Source organism: Streptomyces sp. NPDC018000 (assembly GCF_044328025.1).
In the GTDB taxonomy this organism is placed as follows: Bacteria; Actinomycetota; Actinomycetes; order Streptomycetales; family Streptomycetaceae; genus Streptomyces.
Map to the genome: position 1 here is coordinate 47,361 of NZ_JBIRGM010000016.1, position 17,186 is coordinate 64,546.

The following is a 17,186-nucleotide window of genomic DNA, read 5'->3' on the forward strand; positions in this document are numbered from 1 at the left end:
TTGGTCCTGTGTCCGGCACCAGGCTTGCGCTCGGCCCCGCCTTCACCATCCGCCACGACGGGCGGGGCGCGGGACCACGTCCCGTCGCCCATGACCACCCGGCCGGAGGAACAGCGCAACGCTTTTCCGCTGCCCTTGCCCGCGCCCCGTCGGCTTCCTCGCAGGGGGACCGCGAGGCCCTGCGTTAACGAGGAGCACCCTCGCCAGGAGTGGTGCAAGCGGTCCTGCGGAAACCGCGCCCGGCTGGCACGTCACCACGAGCGCCACCGCGCCACGTACTGTGGTGATCGTGACAGGAGAGCGCGATCTTCGAACCCTGCTGAGCAGCATGCGGCCGGAGCTGAACCCGGGACGCTATGTCTTCGCCACCGCGCCCGACGGCGTGGTGCCCGAGGGCGTCAACCCGGTCGTCACGGTTACCGAGCCCGAAGGGCTGACCCTGGTGCTGCCGGAGGCGGAGGCCGTCTCCGCCGGGCTGCGATACGACTACGCAGCAGGCTGGATCACTCTCCGGATCCACTCCGCGCTGGACGCGGTAGGGCTCACCGCCGCTGTGTCCCTGGCGCTCGCCGACGCCGGGCTGAGCTGCAATGTGGTGGCCGGCTTCCACCACGATCACCTGTTCGTTCCGTACGGCCGGGCCGCCGAGGCCGTCGACGTACTGGAGGTACTGGCCACGGAATCCGGCTAGGGCGTGGTCAGGGACCAGCCCGAGCCGTAGAACCGCCGGAGTGCGGCCCTCGCCCCGCTGGAGCCCGAGCTGCGGATCCGACTGTTCTGCGGCCGGCGCAGACCCGGCTCCGCAACGTGAGCCCGGACACGTAACATGTCTGCATGTCCTTCCTCCGCCGCCGTAGCGCCGCCACACCCGCGGGCCCCGACTTCGACGTCCTGGCCATGGACCCGGGGGACTGGCCCGGAAACCTCGGCGCCGGTCTGCTGCCGGCGCCCGACGGGAGCTGCCAGGGTGTCTTTCTGCGCTACGACCTGTTCGGCGGCCGCGGCCCGGCGATGATCATCGGCAATCTCCCGGAGGGCTCGCCCGCCCGCGAGACCGAGGAGGGCCAGGTCCCGTTCGAGGTTGCCCAGCTGCTGCTGGCGCTCGAGAACGACGAGCCGGTCGAGGTCACCGGCACCGAGGACATGCCCGTGATGCAGGGCGACAACCTGCTGATCGTCCGCCGCATCAAGCTGTCCGAGAGCCGGATCTCCTGTGTCCAGTTCGACCGCAGCGACGGTGTGCTCGTCACCATCGCCAGCTGGGACCGGCCGATCACCGACGATCTGTACACCCTGCTGAAGCCCCTGCCCGCAGAGCTGTTCCAGCAGGGCTGAAACGCCCCCCCCCGCAGCCGCCCGTACGAGTCGGGCGGCTGCGGGGCGCATGACGCATTTGGTGTGTGGCCTCTGCCCAAGGGGGCCACTGTGTGGAAGACGGGCCGCGACGGCCCGGCCGACGAACACCGCCATTTCAAGGCCCGTGCGGGCGGGCGTTACATGCTGGTGGCCGAGGGCTGAGCGAACAGCGCGGTCACCCGCGCCGCCGAGACACCGAGCCCCGTGGGACCACTGAGGTGCCACGGGGTGCCGGTGCCCCGCCGCAGATCCTGCTCACGGTAGCGACGGCAGTCCCGGTGCCAGATCAGGATGCCCGCGATCCAGTGCTTGAGCTCCTGCACGTACCCGGCCAGGATCTCCCTCGCCTCCGTATCCAGCTCGAAGTCGTCGTACAGCACCGGGAGCTCCTGCTCGGCGACGTGCAGGAACTGCCGCAGGCGCGACTTCATCAGGTCGTAGACGATCGCCACTCCGGTCGGATAGTCCACCCCGAAGAAGTTCTGCACGACCAGGACGCCGTTGTGCACCTCACCCTCGTACTCGATCTCCTTCTGGTAGGAGAACAGGTCGTTGAGCAGACACGCGTAGTCCGCCGCCGCGTTCTCAAGCGAGCGCATCGGCCCGCTGTGGTAGATCTCCGGCGGCACCTTCCTGCCGTGCCCCAGTCGGCACAGACTCATCGTGAGATCGGAGCCGAAGGTCTTGCGGCGCATCTCGACGTAGTCCACAGGGTCCGGAATGCGGTTCTGCGCCTGGTTGGCCAGTTCCCACACCCAGCTCGCGGTCATGTCCTCGATCGCCGTCCGGAAGGCGCGGCGCCCGCTCGTGTCCATGGGGGCTGAGGTCTTCGCCCAGAGATCGGCCAGAGCGCGCTCCAGAGCGTTGACCGGCTCGGGCGTCCCGGACCCGTCCAGGGGCATGAACAGCGACAGACGCTCATTGGCCAGCTTGGCCCCCGCCAGGTCGCGGGCACGCCCGTGCACCACGGGGAACCAGTCGTCGCCGTACGTGCCCCAGGTCAGCCACTGGGAGGACAGATCCAGCTCCTCCGGCGTGGCATCCGGGTGCAGCCCCGCCGCGCAGAGCGGCAGGTCGGTCGCGACGAGCCGCTCCTCGTCCCAGATGTGCGATCCCGGCACCCCCGGTTGTGCCTCCAGGATCCCCATGCGCCTCGCCCAGTCGACGATCCGTACCCGAGCCCCGTCCAGGTGCGGGCTGAGCGTTGTGCCGAAGGGCAGCTCGAAGTCGGGCAGCAGGGAAGGGCCGACATGCTGGTAAGGCACATGGGTGTGGCTGCGCAGCCGGGCTGTTTCCGAGCGGGGAGTGAACCGGATCGACGCCGCGGCCATACCGAAGCCGAGCCCGGCCTCACCGGCCCCGCCGTCGTTCATGTAGCGGCTGGAGCGCATGTGCCACTCATGACCGCCCGACTGCCAGTCCTGCAGCCCCTTGACGTAGGCCAGAACCGCCGCCGTTTCCGCCGGGTCCAGCCCCTTCTCCGCGCAGAGGGGACCGAGTTCGGTGAGTGCCGTGTTCTCGAACTGCTGCAGCCGCGACGTCAGCAGATCGTTCACCGCATCGGCGGCTTCCTGCGTGGAGCAGCCGAGGAAGTGTTCAAGGACCAGCACGCCGTTGCTGTTCTCACCCTCGTCCTCGACCTCCCGCTGGTACGAGAAGAGGTCGTTGCGCAGATGTACGCCGTCGGAGAAGGCATCCCGCAGCACCTGCAGCGCACGCTCGTCGGCCACCGACTCGGGGACCTCCGCGCCCGCCGCGTACTCCACGAGACCCGCCGACCACGGGGCGCCGCCCACCTTGCGTCGCATCTCGATGTACTCGACGGGGTTCGCGATACGCCCCTCGTTGATGTTCGCGAGCTCCCACAGCGACTCGTTGAGCAGGTTCTTCGTCGCCTCGGCGAACCGGACCCGCCAGGCGTCGGACATGCTCGGCACCGTCCGCGCCCACAGGTCGGCCAGCCCCGCCTCGACCGGATTCGTAGGTTCCGGCATCTGAGCCCCACGGTCCATCGGCATGAACGCCGGCAACCGGTCGAGATACTGCTTGCCGCCCTGACGGTCGGGGGTGCGCTTGAACAGCTCCAGGAAATGGTCATCGAAGAAGAAGACCCAGACGTACCAGTCGGTGACCAGCGAGAGCGCCTCCGACGAGCAGTCGGGGTGGGTGTATGCACACAGCAGCGCGTAGTCGTGGGAGTCGAGGTCCTCCTCCTCCCAGATGCCCGAACCCTCCAGCATCCCTATGGCGCGCGCCCACTTCTTGGTGTGCTGTCGCGCCTCCTCGACATGGGCGTTGAGCCGCGCCGGATACGGAACGTAGAAGTCCGGCAAGGTGAAGGGCTGAGCCATGTGCGTCCGGCCTTTCCGAGATCTCCGCGCGTACGTCGCACGGACCGGTCGTGTCCGCGCGAGCACTACCCTTCGGCCGTTCAGGGCACGCACATCGCCAATTAGTCACATAATCAGCGCGGCCATTCGTGGCATGCGGGCGCATGTCGCCGGTCGGCCGGCCGCTCCGCAGAACCCAGGTGACGAGGCGCCGTCAGCCACCAGTTGCTTCTTTCCGACCGCAGGTCAGACCCCCTGCCAGTGGTCTGGTCCAGTGGCTCGACTCGCGGCCTCAACTGAGCCCTTGACGTGCTGTCACCTCAGGTCAGAGAGTGTGCGCGCACAGCGGAACAGTGAGATCGGATCACGCACGGCTCCAGCACGCACGGCTCCAAGAAGGGTTGTCATGACGTCGAAGCAGAGGACCGGACTCGCACTCGCGTTGACCACGGTCGGCGCACTGAGCATGGCACTGCTCAGTCCCGCGGCGCAGGCCGGTGCGGACGGGGTTCGGCCGGAATGCCCGCGCGGCCTCGAATGCGACTGGGTGCCGGCCGCCTACCAGCAGACGGGTGACCCGGCCGACAAGGAGACGTACGGGAATTACGACACCTCGGACCGGCCGCACACCAACAAGATCAGATTCATTGTTCTGCATGACACCGAGGAAGACTTCGACACCACCCTGAAGATCTTCCAGAACCCGCTGAAGCAGACCTCCGCACACTACGTGGTGCGCTCGGGCGACGGTCATGTCACCCAGATGGTCAAGGGCAAGGACGTCGCCTGGCAGGCGGGCAACTGGTACGTCAACAGCCACTCCATCGGTATCGAGCAGGAGGGCGTCGCTGTCGAGGGCGCCAAGTGGTACACCCCCGAGATGTACCGCTCGACCGCCAGGCTCGTGCGGTACCTCGCCGCCAAGTACGACATCCCGCTCGATCGCCAGCACATCATCGGCCACGATGGTGTGCCGCCCACCAGCGCGTCCGGCACCAGGAACATGCACTGGGACCCGGGCACGTACTGGGACTGGAACCATTTCATGGCGCTGCTCGGCAAGCCCACCGTGCCGACCGCCTCCAGCAGCAGTGAACTCATCACCGTCAACCCGGACTTCAAGAAGAACAAGCAGGCGTTCCGCGACTGCGAAAAGGGAGTCGACCTGCCGGTCCAGGGCTCCAGTGCCGTTCCGCTCCACACCGCACCGTCCACCGACGCACCGCTCTTCTCCGACCCCGGCCTGCACACCGACGGCTCGCCCGGCACGAACTGCGCCGCCGACTGGGGCAGCAAGATCAGCGCAACCCAGCAGGCCGTCGTCGCGGACCACGCCCCTGGCTGGACGGCGATCTGGTGGTACGGCCAGAAGGCATGGTTCCAGACCCCGGCCCGCACCCGGACCACCACACCCACCTCCGGCTACGTGGTCAAGCCGAAGGCGGGTCGTACGGAGGTGCCGGTGTACGGGGTGGCGTACCCGGAGAAGTCCGATTACCCCGCGGACTTCGCGGACCAGCGGGTGGGCTCGCCGCTGAAGTACACCATCAAGGCCGGCCAGTCCTACCCCGGTGGCGGTGAGGCACCCACGGGCTTCTTCTACGCCCCGACGATCGACGCCTCGTACCCGCTCGACCACGTGTACTTCCCCGGAAAGGAGAAGTACGTGACGGTACAGATCGGCCACCGGGTCGCCTTTGTGAAGGCATCCGACGTGGACATCGTGCGAACGCGCTGAGACCGCAGGGGCGTCATCGCAGCAGGACCGGGGATTGCGTCCATCCGAACAACGAAGAGGAGGTGTTCATGCGCAAGCTGACTCCGCAGGACGATGTCTTCGACGTGGACGCAGTGGACTTCGAGAGCCCCTGACCGAACTGCCCACGGGCCGGAGGGGACAAGACAACAGCGCGCTGCGGGCCCGGTGTGTCGGCATCGGCCCCGCAGCGCGTGTCCCCCGGGGCAGGGTCAGCGAGTGCCGACCGCGGCACGCACGGCCCGGCGGGCCATCGCGCAGTCGTCGTGCAGCCGACGCAGCAGCCGCCGCTGCTCCTCGCTCGACGAGAGCGCACCCGGCCGGTCCTGACCGGCACCCGAGGGTACCGACTCCCGCATGGCCCGTTGGACAGCCGTCTCGTACGTACGGATCTCGCGCGTCAGCACCAGCATCAGATTTACCAGGAACGCATCCCGCGCCGCGGGCCCCGCGGCCTGTGCCTGCTGGCTGATCTGGCGCCGCACCGCCGTTGCGTCGCCCAGGACCGCCCAGAGCGTCGCCAGGTCGTAGCCCGGCAGATACCACCCCGCATGTTCCCAGTCCACCAGTACTGGACCCGTGGGCGACAGCAGGATGTTGGAGAGCAGCGCGTCACCATGACAGAACTGCCCCATGCTCTGACGGCTGCCCGCATGCGCCAGACCGTGCAGCAGCTTCTGCAGATCGCCCAGATCACGGTCGGTGAACAGCCCCAGCTCGTGATAGCGGGCGATTCGCGAGGCGTAGTCAAGCGGCGCACCGAAGAGCCCCGGAGCCGGCCGCCAGGCATTGACCCGGCTGATCGCGCCGAGCGCGGCCCGCACATCCGCACGGGGCGGTGCCTCCGACGGGTGCCGGGTCAACGCCGCCACCCTGCCCGGCACCCGCTCGATCACCAGAGTGCAGTTCTCCGGGTCGGCCGCGATGAGCCGAGGCGCCCGCACCGGCGGACGGTGCCTGACGAACGCGCGATATACAGCTATTTCATGACGGAACCGCTCCGACCATGCGGGGGAGTGGTCCAGTAAACACTTGGCGACCGCAGTGGTGCGACCGGCGGAGCCGACCAGGAGCACCGAGCGGCCACTGCGCCGCAGCACCTGCACCGGATGGAACTCCGGGCAGATCCGGTGCACCGAGGCGATCGCCATCCTCAGCTGAGCGCCCTGCGGGCCGGACAGGTCCAGCCGCCCGCTGAGCGGCGGGCCACCCAGCCCTGCCGGCCGCCGCGGCCGAACCGTGCCGGGTGACGACGGAGCGGCGTGCGGTGCGAGGTATGGCCCCACGCCCGCCCCCAGGGGGCGAAGCGGCCGGGGCGGGGCGGTCACGGAGGACGATGCTGTGTACATGGGCGAGACAGATCCCTTCGCGCGCCGACAAGTTGCGTTCACCGCCCCGGCCGGCGGCCGTTCGGCACCCTGGGGAGTACCTAGGGCTGCCGGGCGGGGTGGCGCTCTCCTACCTGACATGGAACCGCGGGTGGCAGACCATCTGGCGTGCCCTGGCGAACCCTGGCGAATAGTCGCAAGGCATCTGACAGGCGGTTACTGTCAAAACAGCCGAGAACCTGGGGGCTTGAAGTGACCGGAGGACCCAACACCCGCCTGTCCGACCTGTTCGGCCTTGCCGGCTGGTCCAAGGGCGAACTCGCGAGGATGGTGAACCGGCAGGCGGCGGCCATGGGCCACCCGCAGCTGGCCACCGACACCTCGCGGGTGAGGCGTTGGATCGACATGGGGGAGTGCCCCCGCGATCCCGTGCCCAAAGTGCTGGCTGCCCTGTTCACCGAGCGGCTCGGTCGTGTCGTGACCATCGAGGACCTCGGGTTCGGCCGACGCGGGCGCGCGGGGAAACAGCGGGAGGCCGGGAAGCAGCACAATCCCGACGAACTGCCGTGGGCGCCCGAGCGGACGGCAGCGGTCCTCACCGAATTCACGGGAATGGACCTCATGCTCAACCGACGCGGCTTGGTGAGCGCGGGCGCCGCGCTCGCCGCAGGATCGACCATCACCGGCCCCATGCACGACTGGCTGCACACCGACCCTGTGCTGGCGGCCGACGCCCCAAGGATCGACGACCCTCTGCACGCGGACCCGGCCGGTTTCGACCGGTACGAGGCCGCGCCCATCGGGTCGGAGGAGATTGAGGCGCTCGAACGGTCCGTGGAGGTGTTCCGCGCCTGGGACGCGTCCCGGGGCGGCGGACTCCAGCGCAAGGCAGTGGTGGGCCAGCTCAACGAGGTGGGCGGCATGCTCGCCTTTCGCCACCCCGAACATCTGCAGCGCCGTCTCTGGGGCGTCGCAGCCAACCTCGCCGTACTCGCGGGATGGATGTCCCACGACATCGGTCTCGAACCAACCGCCCAGAAGTACTTCGTCATCGCCGCCCATGCGGCGCGCGAGGGCGGCGACCGCCCGCGCGCGGGCGAGGCGCTCTCCAGGGCGGCCCGTCAGATGATCCACCTGGGGCGTCCGGACGACGCCCTGGACCTGATGAAGCTTGCCAAGTCCGGCTCCGGAGACATGGTGCTGCCGCGAACCCAGGCCATGCTGCACACCATCGAGGCCTGGGCGCAGGCGTCCCTGGGGCGCGGCCAGGCCATGCGCCGCACCCTCGGCAAGGCCGAGGAGCTCTTCGTATCGGACAAGAGCGATGTGCCGCCACCCAGTTGGATGCAACTGTTCGACGAGGCAGATCTGCACGGAATGCAGGCTCTGGCGTTCCGTACGCTCGCCGAACACGATCCGTCGGTGGCGATCGTGGCTCAGCGCCACGCCAAGCAGGCACTGGAGCTCCGGGCCAACGGACGCCAGCGGTCCAAGATCTTCGACTACATCTCACTCGCCTCGGCGTGCTTCATCGCCGACGATCCCGAGCAGGCCGACCGCTATGCGCGGCTCGCTCTGGTGACGATGGGCGAGACCTCCTCGCACCGCACGTGGGACCGGCTGCGCGAGATGTACCGGCTGACGGGCCGGTTCGCGGGCTACGCGAAGATCGAGGACCTGCGCGAGGAGATCAAGCTCTCCCTGCCGCAGAGCTCCATCATCAAGCAGCCAATGCGCTCGTCGGAGATCTGACGGGCGGGTGTCGCCCCGACCGTCATCTGTCCGACCGGCCACAGTTCGGCCACCGGTTGTCCGAGCACTGCTCCTGTAGGCGGCTTGTTCCTGCGTACAGCGCCGTGTCCGGTGTTTGGCGTGTCCGTGTTTCTGCGCGGCGTGTCGCTGTGTCCTACGCTCTGATTCGGGCGATGAGTACGCACGCGTCGTCCAGACGCTCGGTGCCACCGAACTCAGCCACGACCGTCCGTACGCACTCCTGTGCCGTACGGGCCTGAGCGAAGCGCGGTGCGAGAGCAAGCAGCGCGTTTGGGCTCGCACCCCGGTCGATGTGATGGATCAGCCCGTCGGTGTGCAGTACCAGCACATCACCGGGCAGCAGGTGTACTTCTTCCTGCTCGTACGCGACTTTGGAAGCCGCGCCGAGCAGGATGCCGTCCGGTGGCGTCAGCGGGCGCCCCTCTCCGTTGCGGATCAGCAGCGGTGCGGGGTGTCCCGCTTGTGACCAGGCAAGGGCTCCGGTGGCCGGATCGAAACGGCAGCACACCGCACTGCCGAGAGCGGGCTGGACGGAGGATTCCAGCAACTGATTGAGATGCCCCATCAGGGCCCCGGGCTCGATGCCGGCCACGGCCATTCCGCGCAGCGCGCCCAACAGCATCGCCATGGCCGAGGCGGCTTGGACGCCATGGCCGGTCAGATCGCCGACCGTGAGGACGGTCCTGCCGTCCGACAGTTCCAGCGCGTCGTACCAGTTACCGCCGATCAGGGAACGCGACTCCGACGGAAGGTAGTGGGCCGCGATGTCCAGCGCGCCCTCTCCCTGCGAAGGAAGCCGCAGCGAGCCCCGCCACGGGGGAAGCACGGCCTCCTGAAGCTCGACCGCCATCCGGTGCTCGGTTCGTGCCATGTGCTGCCGGCGCTGTAGCGAGTCATGAGCCGTGCGCACCACTTGCTGGCTGCGTCGCAGTTCGCTGACATCGCGTAGAACCGCCCACATGGAGGCAGTGCACCCCTCCGCGTCGAGGACAGGCTCGCCCATCATGTGGAGTGTGCGCATCCGTCCGTCGGTCCGCAGGATGCGGAATTCGCCGTCTATCGGCTTGCCATCGACCAGACAGTCCGTCACCAGAGCGGTGAGCAGGGGCTGGTCCTCGGGAAGGAGCATGGAGGGAAGGTCGTCCAGCGAGAGAGGCCCCGCGTCGGGAGACCTGCCGAAAATCTGGAACAGCTCCTCGGACCACGTGACCTCGTCGGTCAGCAGATTCCACTCGGCGCTGCCCACCCGGCCGACCAGAGAACCGGGCCGCGGCTTGTCGAAGGTTTGCTCCGCGGCGGCCTGCGTCGAAGCCCCCGTGGGCTGTTCCGAGGTCTCCGGCGCAAGGCCCTCCCGGAGCTGTCCCAGCTGTGTGCCGAGGTCGTCGAGATGATGGACCGCCAGTTCGCAGAGCGCGCGCTGCCAGCGCATCTGAAGGTCTTCCTCGTCGATCGGCATGGCGTCCCGCCGCACGGCATCCACGTCACCACGCAGCCGATGGGTTTGGTTGATCAACGCATCGACGGCATCACGCTCGGGTGTCTGAGCGGCGGGGCGGTCCGCGGACAGATGGGACGGCATCTCGTACTCCGATACAGGCGCGGCACGACCAGGTCTGAAGGGTGGGCCGTAGACGACTGTTGCACAGGCCGCAGGACCCCGTAAGGCATTTGGCAACACTCGACGCGCTGTTGCTTCTGGCATATGTCATAGGCTGCACGGGAAGCCGGTCCGTCGAACAGCCTTACTTTCGACGGACGTTGACGCAAGTCACCCGGCGCGCGCAGACGATCGTGCGCCCGCGCGCGCCGGTCCCCGGGCGGCGCGCGCGGCCGGGTCTTCCCTTGACCCCTGTGTGCAGCGCGGTCAGCCCCGGGAGAGCGGTCTGGGCACCGACTCGACCAGCAGCGCACCCACCGCAGGCACCACGACCGCCGTAGCTGCGGCGCCCGGCCAGAACCGTACCGATAGCGCGGTCACTGCAGCCCCCGCCACGGCTGCGATCAACCGGCCGGCCACCCAGCCGTCCCCCTCGTTCCGCGACCTCAACGTCACGCGGCTGACAAGAGACGTGAGCGTGCCCGTGAAGTAGTTGGTGGGCGTCGCGCGGATCCGGCCCTGAATCCCCATGGCCACGGAAATGAGCGCCAGCAGCCCCAGCCGGTCCCCATGGGAGGTGATCAGGTCCAGTGCCCACAGCACAGCCCCCGCCGCTAGCAGTGCCACCTCGATCAGCAGCATCACGGGCAGAGGCCACCGCAATCGCTCGCTCATCCATGCACCGCACATGACGCCGAAGCTGTACGAAACGAGCGCGGTGATCACATGCAGGGCCACCGCGTGCCCCCCGACACCGGCGGCGGAAACGCCCAGCAGCACCAGATTCCCGGTCATCACCCCGGCAAAGACCTGACCGACACAGATGAATGCGAACGCGTCGGCAGCCCCGGAAGCGGCCGACAGGAGCAACAGGGCCCATTCGCTCCGTGGATCGCGTCCGGTGAGGAGGGTAGGAGTAGACACGCCTGCATTGTCGGCTCAGCCCCGCCGAAGGCGCCGACTCTCAGCCGACACGGCGCGGCGAGCCGCCCACGGCCAATCGTGGGCGAGGTCGTTAGCGTTCTGCATCGTGACCAGACACATAGCGTTCGAGCGCCTGCACAACTTCCGTGACGTGGGCGGATATCGGGTAGACGGCGGCCGAGCGGTCCGCTGGGGGAGGCTCTACCGATCCGACTCGCTGGGCAAACTCCGAGGCAAGGACTGGGACCGTTTCCTGGCCCTCGGCATCCGCACGGTCATCGACCTGCGCTACGACTGGGAGATTGCCGCCAAGGGGCGCGTGCCCGACGCCCCGGGACTGCGCTACCACCACCTCAGCATCGAGCACCGGCCCTACGACCAGGCAGCGCTGGGCCCGGATGTGGAGACCGGGCGCTACCTGGCGGACCGGTACGCGGAGGTCGCCCACGACGGAGTTGCCGAGCTCGGCCGCGCCCTGCACGTGCTCTCGGCCGAGGAAAGCGGCCCCGTCGTCTTCCACTGCGCATCGGGCAAGGACCGCACCGGGCTGCTTGCCGCACTTGTTCTGTCCCTGCTCGGTGTGGCCGAGGACGACATCGTTGCCGACTTCACCCTCACCGAACTCGCCACCGAACGGCTCCTGGCCGACTGGCGGGCGGACCATGCCGACCAGGATCCGGTCTGGCCCGGCTACGGCCGCGCGCCCGCCGACGTCATGAGGTTCTTCCTGGCGGATCTCGCCGCGGCCCACGGATCCGTCCGCGACTACGCCACCGAACTCCTGGGTGCTGACGAGGAATTGGTGGCTGCGCTGCGCAGAAACCTCCTCGAACCGGCCGAAGCGGGCGGACCGGCCGCGCGCGGCAAGGCTGTCGGGAGCGCCTGAGCCGGTGTGTGCAGGTCCGCGGAGACGATTCGCACGGGCCTGCTCGCGGGTGTCTGCTTGTGCGTCCGCCCGTCGACGGAGCGGCCGGCTCAGGTCCTGGGCCTCCGCAGCATCGACGGAAACGCGAACATGTGTTGCAGCAGCCGCGCCGACAGCAGACGGCCGGCGAAGAGCGCCATGGTAAAGCGATCCAAGTCATCGATGGTGAAGTTCATTTCGCCATCGCCGTACGCGTACGACTGCTTGTAGACGGTCGCGTCCTCCAGCCTTCGTCCGGCATCTCGATGTAGTCGTGCACGTGCGGGCAGCGGGAAGCTCAACCTTCGGTACTCCTGCTTCGCGCCCGGCATGAACTTCAGCCGCGTCGTCCGGGTGACGGTCGCCAGGAGCTGCTCCAGTGTCCATCGGTCGTATCGGTGGGCCGGGATCAGCTCAGGCGTGTCCGTGTCGATGACATCGGGTCCGCTCTCGCTCAGCAGACCGCTGGTGTGCGTCAGCAGGTGGGAGACGCGGATATCCGGATATGCGGCGGGAAGCAGCCCGGGAAGACAGTGCTGAACCGGCCTGTGCAGCTCGACCCGGTGCTCATGGACGAGCTGCGGAACGAAAGTCGCGAGGAACGCCTTGCTGACGTTGCCGATCCCGACCCGGTCACCGGACGGATCGCCCCTCCGCCTCGACCGGCTGCGCGCCGGGGCACAGTAATGGCTCTACGGAATGTCACCGCAGGTCAGAAGGAGCCAGGGTCGTGAATGACGCGCATTCAGGTGAGGGTGTGAGCCTCCCGCCTGGGCCGTGTCAACGAAGACACGCCGTCACCAGGGGTGAGACGGAGTCAAAGAGTCGCCTGGTCGGGCTAACGAAAAGTCAACAGGACCTGTTTTTTAGCTATTTGATGTGTAATCAGATTATCTGAAGGTGGCATATGGGTGACTCGTGTACCCCGATCGGCGTCCCGGCATCATCCTTCCAACATGTCCGATATGACAGCTATGGGGGTCGTCAGTACGTTCAATCACGGGTCGGCTACTCGGTCGACCTCTCTGAGACAGGAGAAGTGACATGGTTACGCGATCAACCGTCGCTACTGCCGCTTGCGCGGCCGCTGCGGCACTGGCCGCCACCGGCATCACCTACGCCTCGGCCGCCTCCTCCGAGCCGGCCCAGGCTGCCCCGGTCGTCCAGCAGGCCGTCGCCCCCGTTCAGGCCGTCAAGGGCGGCGAATCCGGCGGAGGCAATGAGGGCAAGGGCAACGAGGGCAAGGGCTACGAAAAGGGTGGCGAGCGGGGCGAGGAGCGGGGTGAGGAGCGCGGGGAGCGCCGTGAGCGGCGCCACTTCGAGGGCCGCATCCACATCAACGAGCGCACCTTCAGTGCCAGGGAGACCGGCTGCATCACGGTGGTCAGTGGTCTCGGTTCCAAGAGCCTCAACATCCGCAACGACAGCCGTCGGACCGTCGAGGTCTTCCGTGGGGCGACCTGCGACAACGGTGCCGCGCTGGCCGTCGTCGGTCCCTGGAGCTCCAGCGACGGCGTCCACCCGGGCCGTGTCAAGGGCGGCGTGAAGGTCAAGAACGGCGTCGTAGGCAGCTTCCGAGTGATCGAGCGTCACCACCACGGCGGTGGCTTCGAGAAGGGCGACTTCGGCGACGACTTCGGCGGCGACTACTGAGACCGGTGATCGAGCACCATCACGATGACCGGTAATCGAACACCACTGAAACGGCTGGTGACCGAGTCACCCGCCTGACGCAGAACCCCGGCCCGCCGGAATCGGGCCGGGGTTCCAGTCTGGGGACATCTGGCCGGGTGCAGGTATCCGGGACACCCGGCCCCGGATACCTGCACCCGGCCAGATGTCCGGCAACCCACTCACCTGCCAAGCCATCGTCATTCGCCTCGCCAGATGTTGTCGAAGGCCGCCTGGTCGAGGGCTCGCCGTTGCCGTTGGAACTCCAGATCCCTCAACGCGTCATCAACGGCGGCGAGCACCGTCGCCACCGCGTCGTCGGCAACGTCGGGGGAGTTGCCGATTGGCTTGCCGCGGATTCCGACGGCCGCTGCAAGGGCGGCGAGGATGGGCTCATCCGATGTCCAGCGGTCAGCCGCCTCGCGGCGAGCGGGTGAATCGACCAACACCATCTCACTGGCCCGGGAAGGCATCCAGCGGGGGCGGCGTCGCCGAGCGAGCTGTCCTTCCGCCTCAAGGGCGTTCAGGTAGGCCGTCGACAGGCCGCGGCCTCTGCGCCACAGCCAGTCTTCGAGCGACTCGTACGGCGCTTGTCGGACGAGCGACGACGCGGCCTCATCCAACAGGCGATCAGCTATTGCCGGCGGGAGGCTCGGCACGATCTGACCGCCGTCCAGTCTGATGGCTTGGGCACCCAGGAGGTCGATCACCTCGGCTCCGGCGAGCGCAAGCGACAGATCGCCTCGCTTCAGAGGGCGACTGGCCGCCATGTCCATGGCGGCGATCAACAGGTCCCGCGGTGTGGTCATGAATGGCTCCACGTCAAGGGCATCAGGAGTGATGCGTCGCTGAGCAGCTGATCCGGCGCCCGGCGTGAAGCCGAGTGGCGAGATCAGCTGTCGATATCGGTGGCGGCCGCGATCGCTGCACGAATGTGCTTCGTGTAGCCGGTGGGCGTGAATGTCCGGCCGGCCCGACGCTGTCCACCAGCTTACGGAGCACTGACGGCAGCTGCATCCCGCGCTGATTGCGCTGGCGGCAGCTGCGGTTGCAGGCGGTTGACGGAGAGACGGGGGTGAGTATCAGTGTGAGCGGGCAGGGCCGGCGTCCGCGCCCCCAGGTGTACCGCGTCCTGATGGACCGTCAATGGCTCTGCTGGAGGCTCCGCAAGCTTGCAGCTCGGGCGGCACCGGTGGGTGCTCGTGGGGACCTGCCCTGGAGGCTGGCAGCGATCTCCCGGATCGCGGGGAGTCGTGCGAACAGTGCCTCTCCGGGGCAGTTGGTGGCATAGCCGTCGCGATGGCCGGAGATGGCGTCGAAATCTGCCGAAGTTCCCTTCGCGTAGCGGCTCTTGTCGTTCGTGGACGTGAGCAGCACCTTGCTGGTGGGGTCGATGCCGCGCAAGCCGAGCTTCCAGGCGGCGAGGGCTGCGATCGCATGTTCCATGGCTGCCGGTACGTGCGTGCCTCGTCCGAAGGTGCCGATCGCTGCAATCCCCGTGGTGCCCTGGTTGAACCCGAGGGTGTGGGAGCCGACGACGGGGCGGTCGGCACCGCCGGCGCGCCCTTCGTAGACGGTGCCGCATTTGTCGACGAGGAAGTTGTAGCCGAGGTCCCCCCATTTATTGTCACGGGTCTGGCCGGTATACAGATTGCGCAGGGTACGCGGGACATCGGCGCAGTCGTAGCCGTTGGGGGTGTCGGTGTGATGGATGAAGATCGCCGTCACTCCTCGCGCGTAGTGGGCATATGGGTCGCGCTTGGTCTCGTCGGCCCGCCACTGCGTACGCAACACGATGGTGGGCCGACGCGCCGCACGTGGGAATGCCACTGACATCGCTCCGAGGGCCGGGAACGGCAGTGCAGAATCGACAACCGACTCCGGAACTGCTCCGGCCCGCCATGCAGAAAGGGGGCCTTCCGGTGTCGTGTCGCCGACGGCAGCGGCCGTCGTCACTCCAGGCGGCGCCGCCATGAGAGAAACTGCCACAGGAGCCGTGACCCACAGCGCTAGTCGGTACAGACGCACGGAAAACCTTCTTTGTCTTCAGCCGAGGGGACGGCAGGAGCGCGTACGTCCATAGCTTTGCGGTGGGAGGTTCGCTGCGCGCCCGGGGATACTGCAGACAGGCGAGCGCGGCGGCACTCCTGCCGACTGCCGCCAGGAGGTGTGCGGGTGAGCCCTTCCCCTATCAGGGGATGGGTGTGCGATGACGAGTCGTGGTACGCGTGCGCCTCCTGGCCACCGCGCCCAAGGCGCCGCCCCACGGTCCGCCCGCCCCAGGCAGGCAGCAAAATGCCGTTGCTCGCCGCCGGGGGCACGGCGGATGATCCCGTGGTGTCCCGCATCACGCCCCAGGGCCCCGCCCTGCTGCCCTATCCCAAGATCCCCGCGAGCGGACGGCTCGGCGGCTTCGCAGTCCGGGAATGGCTCGCCACCGAGAAGGTCCACGGAGCGCACTTCGCCGTCGTCTGCGACCGCAACGGAGCCCGCCCGGCCAAAAGGCGTGAGCTGCTGGGCGACGAACTGCTCGACGGTTTCTTCGGCGTCAGCAGGATCTGGCCCGGGCTGGCCGTGGCAGTGGCCCGCTTCGCCGCGACACTGCGCACGAGCCGGGGCGCGACAGGTGGCGAACCCAGCGGCGGAACAAGCGCAAGCGACGAGACTTGCAGCGACGACGCGGTGGTGACCGTTTACGGCGAACTGGCCGGCGGCCGCTACCCACACCCGGACGTCCCCATCGAGCCCGGAGCCGAGCCGGTGCAGACCGGCGTGTGGTACGCACCGGGCCTGCACTGGCTGCTCTTCGACGCTCAAGTCGCCACCCCGGGCGGCCGCTGCTGGATATCCAACCGTTCCCTCCGCCAGGCTGCCGCCACCGCTGGGCTCACCTGCGTGCCCGCACTCGCGCACGGCCCGCTGAACACGCTGCAACAGTTGCCGAGCGGGTTCCGCACCAAGGTCCCCGCAACCCTCGGACTGCCCGAACTGGACGACAACCTCGCCGAAGGCTACGTTCTCAAGCCGGCCGGGGAATGGCACGAGACCGACGTCCCAAACATCGAAGGCCGCCCAGTCGCCAAGGTGAAGCACCCCGCATTCGCCGAGGACGCGCGCTACAACGGCGCACGGCCCTACCTGCCGCCGCCACGCGGCGCGACCGGCGTGCCTGCCTGGCTCCTGGTCGAAGCCACGGCCCTGCTCACCCCCGCCCGCGCCGCCGCGGCGGTCAGCAAACTCGGCCCCTCCACCCCCGCAGCCGCGGTGGCCGCCGAGATTGCCCACGACGCCACGGACGAGATCGCCTCAGCTGTCGGGGGCCTGGAGGACGCGCCCGCCCAAGCTCTGGAACGGGCTCTGCGCCCGGGCGCGCATGCCCTCGCCCTGTTCGACGCCGCCGACCGCCGCACGGGCGGGCACCCCCGCCAGTGATCCAGCAGATCGCTGACTTCTTCGGCATGCCGCGGTCGACGGGGTACGGGCACGTAGCCGAAGCCCATGGGCACGGCGCTCCTGCATGGCAGCGGCGGCGTCATGGATCGGTGTG

At 68.2% G+C, this 17,186-nt stretch carries 14 protein-coding genes and 1 pseudogene; 7 read left to right on the forward strand and 8 right to left on the reverse strand.

Annotation, left to right across the window (positions count from 1 at the left end):
- Positions 1-289: 289 nt before the first annotated feature.
- Both ACH4EW_RS25665 and ACH4EW_RS25670 read left to right on the forward strand, forming a co-directional pair.
- Positions 290-691, forward strand: coding sequence for an ACT domain-containing protein (locus ACH4EW_RS25665; protein WP_398260677.1), 402 nt, complete (start codon positions 290-292; stop codon positions 689-691).
- Between the two features lie 143 nt (positions 692-834).
- Positions 835-1,335 carry a hypothetical protein gene (locus ACH4EW_RS25670; RefSeq protein WP_073789562.1) on the forward strand — a complete coding sequence of 167 codons (501 nt, stop codon included), beginning with the start codon at positions 835-837 and terminating at the stop codon, positions 1,333-1,335.
- A 158-nt stretch (positions 1,336-1,493) separates the two neighbouring features.
- Here the strand turns inward: ACH4EW_RS25670 and ACH4EW_RS25675 are convergent, their stop codons facing one another.
- Complete coding sequence (locus ACH4EW_RS25675; RefSeq protein ID WP_398260679.1) at positions 1,494-3,707, reverse strand: germacradienol/geosmin synthase; 2,214 nt, start codon at positions 3,705-3,707, stop codon at positions 1,494-1,496.
- Positions 3,708-4,092: 385 nt separating this feature from the next.
- Between ACH4EW_RS25675 and ACH4EW_RS25680 the strand changes: the two genes are divergently transcribed.
- Positions 4,093-5,424: an N-acetylmuramoyl-L-alanine amidase gene (locus tag ACH4EW_RS25680; protein WP_398260681.1), complete on the forward strand. Its 1,332-nt coding sequence runs from the start codon at positions 4,093-4,095 to the stop codon at positions 5,422-5,424.
- Positions 5,425-5,654: 230 nt separating this feature from the next.
- On the opposite strand, the gene ACH4EW_RS25685 is transcribed toward ACH4EW_RS25680, so the two are convergent.
- Positions 5,655-6,791, reverse strand: a complete 1,137-nt coding sequence (locus ACH4EW_RS25685; RefSeq protein ID WP_398260683.1) for a phosphotransferase — start codon at positions 6,789-6,791, stop codon at positions 5,655-5,657.
- A gap of 231 nt (positions 6,792-7,022) precedes the next feature.
- Between ACH4EW_RS25685 and ACH4EW_RS25690 the strand changes: the two genes are divergently transcribed.
- Positions 7,023-8,522 (forward strand): hypothetical protein, encoded by a 1,500-nt coding sequence (locus ACH4EW_RS25690; RefSeq protein ID WP_398260685.1) that lies wholly within the window; start codon positions 7,023-7,025, stop codon positions 8,520-8,522.
- A gap of 154 nt (positions 8,523-8,676) precedes the next feature.
- On the opposite strand, the gene ACH4EW_RS25695 is transcribed toward ACH4EW_RS25690, so the two are convergent.
- Complete coding sequence (locus ACH4EW_RS25695; protein ID WP_398260687.1) at positions 8,677-10,122, reverse strand: PP2C family protein-serine/threonine phosphatase; 1,446 nt, start codon at positions 10,120-10,122, stop codon at positions 8,677-8,679.
- Positions 10,123-10,407: 285 nt separating this feature from the next.
- Positions 10,408-11,064 (reverse strand): YoaK family protein, encoded by a 657-nt coding sequence (locus ACH4EW_RS25700; RefSeq protein ID WP_398260689.1) that lies wholly within the window; start codon positions 11,062-11,064, stop codon positions 10,408-10,410.
- A 106-nt stretch (positions 11,065-11,170) separates the two neighbouring features.
- Here ACH4EW_RS25700 and ACH4EW_RS25705 point away from each other — a divergent pair, with 106 nt between their 5' ends.
- Complete coding sequence (locus tag ACH4EW_RS25705; RefSeq protein ID WP_398260691.1) at positions 11,171-11,950, forward strand: tyrosine-protein phosphatase; 780 nt, start codon at positions 11,171-11,173, stop codon at positions 11,948-11,950.
- An 89-nt stretch (positions 11,951-12,039) separates the two neighbouring features.
- On the opposite strand, the gene ACH4EW_RS25710 is transcribed toward ACH4EW_RS25705, so the two are convergent.
- Together ACH4EW_RS25710 and ACH4EW_RS25715 are read right to left on the reverse strand one after the other, a co-directional pair.
- Positions 12,040-12,270, reverse strand: a complete 231-nt coding sequence (locus ACH4EW_RS25710) for a hypothetical protein (RefSeq protein WP_398260693.1) — start codon at positions 12,268-12,270, stop codon at positions 12,040-12,042.
- A 3-nt stretch (positions 12,271-12,273) separates the two neighbouring features.
- Positions 12,274-12,591: pseudogene (locus tag ACH4EW_RS25715) on the reverse strand (serine hydrolase); the annotation flags it as partial.
- 421 nt (positions 12,592-13,012) lie between these two features.
- Between ACH4EW_RS25715 and ACH4EW_RS25720 the strand changes: the two are divergent.
- Positions 13,013-13,621 (forward strand): hypothetical protein, encoded by a 609-nt coding sequence (locus ACH4EW_RS25720; RefSeq protein WP_398260695.1) that lies wholly within the window; start codon positions 13,013-13,015, stop codon positions 13,619-13,621.
- A gap of 218 nt (positions 13,622-13,839) precedes the next feature.
- Here the strand turns inward: ACH4EW_RS25720 and ACH4EW_RS25725 are convergent, their stop codons facing one another.
- Together ACH4EW_RS25725 and ACH4EW_RS25730 are read right to left on the reverse strand one after the other, a co-directional pair.
- Positions 13,840-14,448 (reverse strand): GPP34 family phosphoprotein, encoded by a 609-nt coding sequence (locus ACH4EW_RS25725; RefSeq protein ID WP_398260697.1) that lies wholly within the window; start codon positions 14,446-14,448, stop codon positions 13,840-13,842.
- A gap of 334 nt (positions 14,449-14,782) precedes the next feature.
- Positions 14,783-15,475, reverse strand: coding sequence for a peptidoglycan recognition protein (locus tag ACH4EW_RS25730; RefSeq protein ID WP_398260699.1), 693 nt, complete (start codon positions 15,473-15,475; stop codon positions 14,783-14,785).
- Positions 15,476-15,976: 501 nt separating this feature from the next.
- Here ACH4EW_RS25730 and ACH4EW_RS25735 point away from each other — a divergent pair.
- Entirely contained in the window at positions 15,977-17,071 is a 1,095-nt protein-coding gene (locus tag ACH4EW_RS25735) for an RNA ligase family protein (RefSeq protein WP_398260701.1), read from the forward strand.
- Positions 17,072-17,186: the final 115 nt, after the last annotated feature.

Coding starts and splice junctions, on each gene's coding strand:
- ACH4EW_RS25670 (WP_073789562.1), top strand. CDS start 835: ATGTCCTTCCTCCGCCGCCGTAGCGCCGCCACACCCGCGGGCCCCGAC.
- ACH4EW_RS25675 (WP_398260679.1), bottom strand. CDS start 3,707: ATGGCTCAGCCCTTCACCTTGCCGGACTTCTACGTTCCGTATCCGGCG.
- ACH4EW_RS25680 (WP_398260681.1), top strand. CDS start 4,093: ATGACGTCGAAGCAGAGGACCGGACTCGCACTCGCGTTGACCACGGTC.
- ACH4EW_RS25685 (WP_398260683.1), bottom strand. CDS start 6,791: ATGTACACAGCATCGTCCTCCGTGACCGCCCCGCCCCGGCCGCTTCGC.
- ACH4EW_RS25695 (WP_398260687.1), bottom strand. CDS start 10,122: ATGCCGTCCCATCTGTCCGCGGACCGCCCCGCCGCTCAGACACCCGAG.
- ACH4EW_RS25720 (WP_398260695.1), top strand. CDS start 13,013: ATGGTTACGCGATCAACCGTCGCTACTGCCGCTTGCGCGGCCGCTGCG.
- ACH4EW_RS25725 (WP_398260697.1), bottom strand. CDS start 14,448: ATGACCACACCGCGGGACCTGTTGATCGCCGCCATGGACATGGCGGCC.
- ACH4EW_RS25730 (WP_398260699.1), bottom strand. CDS start 15,475: ATGTCAGTGGCATTCCCACGTGCGGCGCGTCGGCCCACCATCGTGTTG.